Annotated in this window: 10 protein-coding genes and 3 tRNA genes; 8 read left to right on the top strand and 5 right to left on the bottom strand. The window is 61.0% G+C overall.

The genetic code is table 11. From position 1 onward, the window contains the following. Positions 1-31: 31 nt before the first annotated feature. Positions 32-1,234, bottom strand: a complete 1,203-nt coding sequence (locus ACE04I_RS24550) for a multidrug effflux MFS transporter (RefSeq protein ID WP_487207668.1) — start codon at positions 1,232-1,234, stop codon at positions 32-34. 174 nt (positions 1,235-1,408) lie between these two features. Here ACE04I_RS24550 and ACE04I_RS24545 point away from each other — a divergent pair, with 174 nt between their 5' ends. Further along, a complete protein-coding gene (locus ACE04I_RS24545; protein WP_046792713.1) occupies positions 1,409-2,059 on the top strand; it encodes a TetR/AcrR family transcriptional regulator in 651 nt (216 codons plus the stop codon). Between the two features lie 21 nt (positions 2,060-2,080). Here the strand turns inward: ACE04I_RS24545 and ACE04I_RS24540 are convergent, their stop codons facing one another. Beyond that, the gene (locus tag ACE04I_RS24540) at positions 2,081-2,869 is read right to left on the bottom strand and encodes an NAD kinase (protein ID WP_046792712.1); all 789 of its coding nucleotides are present in this window, start codon (positions 2,867-2,869) and stop codon (positions 2,081-2,083) included. A 176-nt stretch (positions 2,870-3,045) separates the two neighbouring features. On the opposite strand from ACE04I_RS24540, the gene ACE04I_RS24535 reads away from it, so the two are divergent. Together ACE04I_RS24535 and ACE04I_RS24530 are read left to right on the top strand one after the other, a co-directional pair. Further along, positions 3,046-3,121: transfer RNA gene (locus ACE04I_RS24535), tRNA-Thr, on the top strand. 636 nt (positions 3,122-3,757) lie between these two features. Continuing rightward, a complete protein-coding gene (locus ACE04I_RS24530; protein WP_046792711.1) occupies positions 3,758-4,138 on the top strand; it encodes a VOC family protein in 381 nt (126 codons plus the stop codon). A gap of 15 nt (positions 4,139-4,153) precedes the next feature. Here ACE04I_RS24530 and cysQ read toward each other — a convergent pair whose 3' ends face one another. The 3 genes from cysQ to ACE04I_RS24515 form a co-directional block, all read right to left on the bottom strand. Next, positions 4,154-4,933: a 3'(2'),5'-bisphosphate nucleotidase CysQ gene (cysQ, locus tag ACE04I_RS24525; protein WP_046793021.1), complete on the bottom strand. Its 780-nt coding sequence runs from the start codon at positions 4,931-4,933 to the stop codon at positions 4,154-4,156. 97 nt (positions 4,934-5,030) lie between these two features. After that, the gene (locus tag ACE04I_RS24520) at positions 5,031-5,543 is read right to left on the bottom strand and encodes a DUF982 domain-containing protein (RefSeq protein ID WP_280950036.1); all 513 of its coding nucleotides are present in this window, start codon (positions 5,541-5,543) and stop codon (positions 5,031-5,033) included. Between the two features lie 75 nt (positions 5,544-5,618). Next, complete coding sequence (locus ACE04I_RS24515; protein ID WP_046792709.1) at positions 5,619-6,515, bottom strand: TrmH family RNA methyltransferase; 897 nt, start codon at positions 6,513-6,515, stop codon at positions 5,619-5,621. Between the two features lie 204 nt (positions 6,516-6,719). On the opposite strand from ACE04I_RS24515, the gene ACE04I_RS24510 reads away from it, so the two are divergent. From ACE04I_RS24510 to ACE04I_RS24490, 5 genes are all read left to right on the top strand, one after another. Further along, positions 6,720-6,804, top strand: a tRNA-Tyr gene (locus ACE04I_RS24510). Between the two features lie 25 nt (positions 6,805-6,829). After that, positions 6,830-6,903, top strand: a tRNA-Gly gene (locus tag ACE04I_RS24505). Positions 6,904-7,129: 226 nt separating this feature from the next. Continuing rightward, the gene (locus tag ACE04I_RS24500) at positions 7,130-7,615 is read left to right on the top strand and encodes a GlcG/HbpS family heme-binding protein (RefSeq protein WP_046792708.1); all 486 of its coding nucleotides are present in this window, start codon (positions 7,130-7,132) and stop codon (positions 7,613-7,615) included. Positions 7,616-7,717: 102 nt separating this feature from the next. Beyond that, a complete protein-coding gene (locus ACE04I_RS24495) occupies positions 7,718-7,960 on the top strand; it encodes a PepSY domain-containing protein (protein ID WP_487207667.1) in 243 nt (80 codons plus the stop codon). Positions 7,961-8,572: 612 nt separating this feature from the next. Beyond that, a partial coding sequence (locus ACE04I_RS24490; RefSeq protein WP_487207666.1) for a GTP-binding protein occupies positions 8,573-9,093 on the top strand: 521 nt, incomplete at its 3' end.

Here is a 9,093-nt window from a genome sequence, read left to right as displayed (position 1 = left end):
CCCCCCCCCCCTTTCCTGTTGAAGGGAGCGCCTATTCCGCGGCGGCGACGGCGCTGCGCTCGCTGCGCAGCACGACGAGCGTCAGCAGGAAGACGATCACCGAGCAGATGGCGATGACGGTGACCATGGGCAGCGAGGTGCCGTCCGCGAACAACCCGCCGATTCCCACCACAATTGCGGATGTCACGAACTGGATCATGCCCATCATGGCCGAGGCGGTTCCGGCGATTCGGCCATGATGTTCGAGTGCCAGCACGGCCGCGGTCGGGTTGATCATGCCGAGGAAGCCGTATCCGCCGAAGAGGAAGGCGGCCATGACCTCCAACTGGTCGATGCCGAGCGAGGTGACGAAAGCCAAGGCCACCATCATGGCGGAATAGCCCACGACAGCGCCACGAATGACCTTCCTGAGGCCGATCTTGCGGGAGAGCCAGCCGTTCATCTGCGACATGCCGATGAAGCCGACCGCGTTGACCGAGAACACGATGCTGTAGAAGGAAGGCGAGAGGCCGTAGTGCTCGATCAGCACGAAGGACGAGTTGGCCACATAGATCATGTAGCTGGACATGCCGAAGGAGGCGATGAAGACCAGCCCCAGGTAGTAAGGGTCTTTCAGGAGCGTGGCATAGGCTTTGATTGCGCTGCCGATGCTGCTTTCGGCGCGAAGTGTGGCGGGCCGCGTTTCCTCCAGGAAGAAGATTGTGACCGCAAGGACTACGCCGGCAGCCCCGACCATGACCCAGAAGATCAGCCGCCAGTCGCCGAATACCGTCACGATGCTCCCGGCCAGCGGCGCCAGGATTGGCGAAACGCTGAAGACCAGCATCAGGCGCGACATCAGTTGCGCGGCGGCCGGCCCGGTATGCAGGTCGCGAACGATCGCCCGCGAGATCACCACGCCCGCGCAGGCGCCCATACCCTGCAGGAAGCGGAAGACGATCAGCCATTCGATCGATGGGGAAAGCGCGCAGCCGATGGCGCCGATAGCGTATAGGCCAAGACCGACATACAGGGGCCGCTTGCGGCCGAACATGTCGGACACCGGGCCGTAGACGATCTGCGAAACCGCCATTGCCGCGAAGAAGGAAATCAGGCTTGCCTGGACCGCATGGCTGTCGGCGTTCAGGTGTTCGCTGATGGTGGGAAGTGCTGGAAGATACATGTCGAGCGCGAAAAGCCCGACGGCCGAGAGCAGCCCGAGTGTAAGAGCATGGGGAAGAGCTCTGGTCTGCATTGGAAAAAACCTTTCCCGTCACCACATCCGCCGTGGAGACGGCAATGCGCAGGACGATTGTGAAAGAATGGAAAAAATGAGAGCCGGTGAGTGCGATATCGCTCGCGATCGTCACTCATGTAAATAATTTTGGACACAATTGTCCAATTCGTCAAGTGCCGTTATGTTGGTGTCATGAAAAATTCGTCTGCCGAAATTGAGCAAGCCTCCACATGGCCGCCGGCGCACAACAAGCGCCAGGCGATCCTGAATGCCGCCGCCGATGTTTTTGCGGAGCAGGGCTATGCGGGCGCCAGCATCGATGCGATCGCTGCTCGGGCAGGCGTGTCGCGTCAGACGATCTATAATCAGCTCGGGGATAAGGATAATCTCTTCAAGGTGGTGGTGACCGAGATCACCGAGCGCTCGACGGCGGGTTTCTTTCGGGTGCTGGATACCTTTCCGGTAGCACCGAAGGATATCGAAAAGGAGCTGACGGAGTTTTCCGTCCGGCTTTTGCGCAAGGCGATCTGCGATCCGAGCGGCCGCTGGCTGCGCAAGCTCGTGGAAACCGAAGGCGTTCGCTTCCCGCAGCTCTTCGAGACCTGGAAGGAATATGGGCCTGGAAAAAAATATCCGGCGGTCGCCGCGCGTCTCGCCCAACTTGCCCATGCCGGCTATCTGGAACTCGATGATCCCGCACTGGCTGCCCGCCAGTTCATAGCCCTGCTGGCGATGGATCTCCGCATCGATCAGCAGCTCGGCCGTCAGACGCCCGACGAGGAGATCGAGCAGATGGCGGCCAATGCGACGCGCACCTTCCTGCGCGCCTTCGGCAAACGGTAGCTCTTCCGATTCCGGCGGGGATCAGTTGTTGAACTGCTCGGCGAGAATCCGGTCGGACCAGGAGTGGTTCGGATCTGAGAGGATGCGGGCGGTCACCTCCGTCGACTGTTCCACCCTGACATGCAGCACCGATTTGACTTCCGCATTGTCTGCCACCGCGTTTACCGGGCGTTTTTCCGGTTCGAGGATGTGGATATCGACGCGCACGTGATTCGGCAGCAACGCACCCCTCCAGCGGCGGGGGCGAAAGGCCGAGACCGGCGTCATGGCCAGAAGCGGCGCCTCGAGAGGCAGGATGGGTCCATGGGCGGAGAGATTGTAGGCCGTCGAACCAGCGGGGGTGGCGACCATCAAGCCGTCGCAGATCAGCTCCTCCAGCCGCACATGCCCGTCGATCTCCACGCACAGCTTGGCCGCCTGGTAGGATTGCCGGAAGAGATAGACCTCGTTGATGGCAAGCGCGACCGAACTCGATCCGTCCTCGTTGGTGGTCGTCATCTTCAATGGGTGAAGTTCGTTCTCGATGGCTTCCGCCACGCGTTCGCGGAGATTTTCCCTGTGATAGTCGTTCATGAGAAAACCGACCGACCCGCAATTCATTCCGTAGATGCGCTTTCCGGTATTGATCGTCTGGTGCAGCGTCTGCAGCATGAAGCCATCGCCGCCGAGCGCTACGATCACGTCGGCATCTTCGATCGACGTGTTGCCGTAAAGGCGCAGAAGCTCTTCCAATGCGCTCTGCGCTTCCGGCGCGGTGGAGGCGATGAAGCCCAATGTTTTGGGCGGAAGCGTCTTCTTCGGCAGGGACATGGAGCGAAGCCTCGTGGAACCACCGGCCCTTGGTACATGAAAGAATGCTTTCCGGACAAGGCTCTTGCGGTCGGAGCGGTACGGAGTTCGGCCCCGGCCGGAAAAAGACGCCCGGCCAGCGTCGAGTTTTCTCTTTACAGGAAGGGAAAATCTGCTAACTCCCCACGTCATTGGATGCCCTTGTAGCTCAGTTGGTAGAGCACCTGATTTGTAATCAGGGGGTCGCGGGTTCGAACCCTGCCGGGGGCACCAGTAAATCCTTACTTTTCAGCGTTCCCACCTGATACCTAATGTACCGCGTTTTACCGGACGTTTCGCGTTTTCCAGTTTGGTCTCATCCATTCTGGGTACGGCGGAGGCTGTCCAGGGGCACAGTGTCGTAGAGTTGCATTGATTGCCTCGCTGCGCTTCGGGCGCACTTCCCCCGAATGAGACCATAGTCCCAAGCTGACCTAGGACCTGATACCGATGCCAAGTTCACCGGGCAGCGATAGATATCCAGGCTCTCGAATAGATGAGTGGAGTGGCCCTATGGCTAAGGTGTTCCTTGTGGCTATGTCGCTAGTGCTGGTTGGCTTCTGGAGTTCTGTCGGCGCTGTGATGTATTCACTGCTCAACTGAATGACGCTCAAAGTGTCGGCCTCAAATCTAGCGTAGCGAAACTTTTGATTCTCGCTTATTCTGGCCTCAGGCAATGGAGGTTGCCTGAGGGAGGAGCATTTGAGCGATACGATATTCGGATTCCTGGTAGCGGCAGAACTGTCAGCACTATTCTGGGCGGGACTGCTGATTCTGGCCTTTTAGCCTGCTGCCAGTTCTCGTCCACTTGGTCGAAGATCTCCGGTGCATCCACGCGCGCCCGGCTGCGCAGCAGAGTAGGATGGCGGCATGAAGATGCGTGCTCTCGACCATATCGTCCTTTGCGTCGCCGATGTCGCGGCCACTCGCCGCTTCTATGAGCGCGTGCTGAACATGGAATCGCGGGAGGAGCGGCCGGGGAAATGGTCGCTGCATTTCGGCGCCAACAAGATCAGTATTCAGGATGCCGCCGCATCACCAGCCATTGCACGCGAGACGGTCCCCGGCAGCGGTAATTTCTGTTTACTGACCGATACGCCCATGGATGCCGTCGTCCGATATCTGACGCGTGAGGGCGTGGAGATTGTCGACGGACCGGGCGAAAGGGCCGGCGCGATGGGAAGAATCCTGTCCGTTTACTTCAAGGACCCGGATGGCAATCTGGTAGAGGTCAGCAACCAACTCGAATAGCGGCCTGGGTCCCGCCTACCCGACGATCCCCCGCGCGATGAAGCTGGGATTGGCGAAATCGGCATCCTCGGACTGGCCTGTCTTGCCGTAGCGAAGCGGTAGCCCGTCGAGTTCCAGCGTCATTCCACCGGCTGCGCGAAGCACGGCATCGCCGGCGGCGGTATCCCATTCCATGGTGCGGCTGAAGCGCGGATAGAGGTCGGCCTTGCCTTCGGCCAGAAGACAGAACTTCAGCGACGACCCGATGCAGCAGATTTCGGCCGCTCCGGACTGCTTGAGATAGGCGTCGGTTTCGGCATTACCGTGTGTACGGCTGGCAACGGCGACCGGAGGGGAGGCGGCCGGACGCGCATGGATCGGCCGCCGGGTGGCGCCGGAAAGGTCGTCGGCGATTTCGAGCTTGCATGCGCCCTCGGGACCGCCGCAATAGGCAACGCCCAGGGCCGGCGCGTAAACGACGCCAAGCACCGGGCTTCCCTGTTCGATCAGCGCGATATTGACGGTGAAGTCGTTCCGCCCGCCGATGAATTCCTTGGTTCCGTCCAGTGGATCGACGAGGATGAAGGCACGGTGCGCGATTTCCGGCACGCGGCCGGCCGCAACGGACTCTTCCGCAATCACCGGAATATCCGGGCAATGCGCGGCAAGTGCTGCAAGAATGATCGCTTCGGCGCGTTCGTCGGCCTCGGTCACCGGCGTGCAATCCGCCTTCAACCTGTAATCCGGGCCGGCGCGATAGATATCGAGAATGATCTTGCCGGCCGCCAGGGCGGCCTTTTCGAATATATCAAGCATGGAACCCATGTCCGGCATCTGCGGCATCCTCGTTGTCTTCCGCATGCCATGTTTGCGGCAAGGTTTCGAGTCTTTTAGGCCCGTATCCGGCGTTCCATCACCGCAAGCCTCCATGCGGGGCGGCGCGATGGGCGTTGGTGAGGATGCGACCCGCATTTCCCAAAAGCCTGCGCCCGATCATGCCGAGGATCGCGAAGAGTTCGGAAAAGAGCTCGCGGATTCGAGGTTCCTCCTCGATCGGAGGCGCAGCAGGAGCCTCCCACAACGCCTGTCTCCTGATGATGGGATAGATATCGGCGCCGGAAAGCTGCGGCTCGGGCGCGGGGCGGGTATCGGCCGATGCCGCCCAGTTCTCGCCCAGGAAGGTTTCCGGCCTCACGTGAAAGCCGGCCTGGAGGGCAGCCTCTATGAAGTCGGCTCGCGCAAGTCCGGCAATGGCTCCGCCCTTGAGCACGTCGCGACAGGACTTGACCGCCTGGGCATGCGTTTCGCCGCCCTTGTCCGGCCATGCGCCGACCAATAACCTGGCCGCGACGAAGGTGTCGGGCACTGTTACCCGCCTTCCGCCCGCTTCAAGGACGACGGGCCTTCTCCAGCTTCCTCGGTCCATGCACGCTCCTGTAGAAGGATGGTGCATGAGGACATACAAAGCTTGCGCCGGGGTTGCAGCCAGACGTCGTGGCCGTCAACCCGGCACGGCGCCGGATCTCAGAAGATGCTGGCGCGTCGCGTAGAGCGCGACGGCGGCGGCGTTCGAGACGTTGAGGGATTTGATCGCGCCCGGCATGTCGAGTCGCGCCAGATCCTGTACCGTCTCCCGCGTCTTCTGGCGCAGGCCCTTGCCCTCGGAGCCGAGCACGAGGGCGATACGGTTGCCGGAGAAAGTACCTTCCAGAGGCGCAGGTCCTTCCGAATCGAGCCCGATCGTCTGGAAACCGAGCTCATGCAGTTCGCCGAGTGCATCCGCCAGGTTGGTGATCTGGATATAGGGAATGAGTTCGAGCGCACCCGAGGCGGATTTGGCCAGCACGCCCGATTCGGTCGGGCTATGTCTCTGGGTGGTGACGATCGCGCCGGCGCCGAAGGCGACGGCCGAACGCATGATCGCGCCGACATTGTGCGGATCGGTGATCTGGTCGAGCACCAGGAGAAGGGGGCTGTCCTTCAGGGCTTCCAGCCGCCGGACGGGCAGAGGCCTCGTTTCCAGCATGGCGCCTTGGTGGATGGCCTCGGGTCCGAGCACCTTGTCGATCTCCTGCGGAGAGACGAAATCCACAGGGAAGGGAAGGGCCGGTGCCTCGCCGATATCGAGCCGCGCGAAGGCGTTCTGCGTGACGGAGAGGCGGATGATCTCCCGTGCGGGATTGTCGAGCGCGGCGCGAACCGTATGCAGGCCGTATAAATAGACTTGGTCCGGCTGCAGCTGCGGCGGCTTCCAGGTGTCGGCGCCGGGCTTCTGCCGCTTCTTTGTGGAAGGCGTTGGAATTTCGCCGCGCTCGCGCTTGGCGTCGCGCACGGCCCGGCGCAGCGTTGCATAGTGGCTGTCGCGGCCGGATCTGTCGGATTTGTCATCTTTGCTCATGGCGCCTTATAGCGGCGCCGGCTCGTTCGGCAAAGCCCCGTGCAGGAAAGGCCGCCCGCAGTCCGATGATTATTTTCCGCATTTTTCCAAAAAGCTCGTGTTGACAGACGAGGACGGTACGGTCATATACGCGGCGCAGATCGCGGGACGGCCTTTCGAACCGCCGATCTGACGAGCTTGGTCAATTGATCCAGACGGAAAACTGGAGGGATGCCCGAGTGGTTAAAGGGGACGGACTGTAAATCCGTTGGCTCAGCCTACGTTGGTTCAAATCCAACTCCCTCCACCATTCTGTCGCCGGATCGGACCACCCCGCGGGTATAGCTCAATGGTAGAGCAGCAGCCTTCCAAGCTGAATACGCGGGTTCGATTCCCGCTACCCGCTCCAAGCTTTTCAACCACTTGGCTATAGCCCATTTCACTCGGTCGCGCGGCGAAACCGAGCGCATGAGCAAATGTTGATTCGCGCGCCGCTCGGGGAGGAGAGCTTCCCACCCTGGAACCGCCGAAGCTGGCCAAGCTTCATACCTGCTTTACCTTCTTCGAGCCATATGACTGGCGCGGCTTGTACCGCGCCCTACTCTTTATCGTGTTCGTTGAAATAGAGAGGTCATATGATGCGTAAATTCATTCTCGCAGTATCGCTTTTTGCTCCTGCCGCCGCTGTCGCGCAGGACCTGCCGACGGCTCCTTATCTGCCCCTCGAATTGGCAACCAAGGCAGCACAAGCCGCGCTGGAGGCCTGCGCCGCCGAGGGCAACAGGGTCAGTGTCGCCATTGTGGGGCGCGACGGCGGAACCAAAGTGCTGCTCAAGGCCGACAATTCCGGCCCGCACACGGGGTCCAGCGCCGAAGGAAAGGCATTCACCTCCGCCGCACTGGGTCGCGACACCGCGGGACTTTCTGAATTTGTATCCTCGCAGCCCGCAAATGCTGGCATGCGCGATATGGATTCGCGGATGGTCATCCAGGCCGGTGGTCTGCCGATCAAGATCGGCGACGCGCTGGTGGGCGGGATCGGCGTGGGCGGCGCCCCTTCGGGCGATGTCGACGCCAATTGCGCAGCCGCCGGGATCAAGGCGATCGGCGGCGCCGAGTAAGCCCGAGCGGTGGCCTGCAGGGCCACTGCCATCTCACCGGGGCGGTCTGTTCGGCCCCGGTGATCTAAATCTATCTGTAAGTTATCGAAGAAGGAGCTCTCAATGCGCCTGTTTTTTGCCTCGGCTCTGTCACTCGTGATCACGGCGCTCAACGCTCACGCCGCCGCACCCGACGGCGCGAAGCTGTCGGAGATCGTCGCCAAAATCGAACAGACTCCGGATGTGGAATATGTCGATGAAGTGGATTGGAACGATCGGGGCTATTATGAAATCGAGTATTTCATGAAGAATGGCGCAAAGGCCGAGATCAGGATCAATCCCAAGACGGGCGAGGCTGTCAGGTAAGATCCGGCAGAGTGACGCGGATGATGGAAAAGTCTCGCGGTTCCGTTGGCCTCTCAGGCTGAATGCATGGGGGGACGATTCCCGTTTGCCGCGCCTCCATTGGCGCGAAAAATCTCATTCATTGGAATTGTAAGCCTACGAGGCTCGGCACACCTCGTGTGTGATCCGCCGTGCCGAGCCTCGAGATCGCGGCCCGGGATTGGCTGGGGTTGGCCGCGACGCCGCCAAGCTGTCTCCGCCCCTTAAATGGTTCCAGCGCTGTTAAGGCGTATGGTTAGCGGGTCGTGAATATCCACAACATCTGTTCCGATCCGGAACATTTGCCGGTGTTGGCCAGTGTCGGGTGGCTAGCCGACGCCGACTGCGTGCCTGGGGGGCAGGGGAAGCGATCGGGGAAATCATCTGCGAAAGGGGCTGCTGTTCTGTGCGGAGCGGGTAGATTGCCGGACGATCGGAAGCATGGTCCGTGGCCGGGAAGGTGCCCTTGCGGCGCGTCTCCCCTTGTCCCGGCGGCTGGCCGCAATTATGTCTTGCGCATTCTTATGGAAAGCCTTAAACGGCTGCACCAAACCCGGTCGCCGGGTCCACCTTTATGTTCACAGGAAGCATTCAATGGCAAAGAGCAAGTTTGAGCGCACGAAGCCTCACGTCAACATTGGCACGATTGGTCACGTTGACCATGGCAAGACGTCCCTGACGGCGGCCATCACCAAGTATTTCGGTGAGTTCAAGGCTTACGACCAGATCGATGCGGCTCCGGAAGAGAAGGCGCGCGGGATCACGATTTCGACGGCGCATGTCGAGTACGAGACGCCGAACCGTCACTATGCGCACGTCGACTGCCCCGGCCACGCCGACTATGTGAAGAACATGATCACCGGTGCGGCGCAGATGGACGGCGCGATCCTGGTATGCTCGGCTGCCGACGGCCCGATGCCGCAGACGCGCGAGCACATCCTGCTGGCCCGTCAGGTCGGCGTTCCGGCGATCGTCGTGTTCCTGAACAAGGTCGACCAGGTCGACGACGCCGAGCTTCTCGAGCTCGTCGAGCTTGAAGTTCGCGAACTTCTGTCGTCCTACGACTTCCCGGGCGACGACATTCCGGTCATCAAGGGCTCGGCGCTTGCCGCTCT

Source organism: Rhizobium moroccans, from assembly GCF_057559155.1.
The sequence above is the reverse complement of the archived record's forward strand: the minus strand, read 5'-3'. Positions and strand labels throughout refer to the sequence as shown.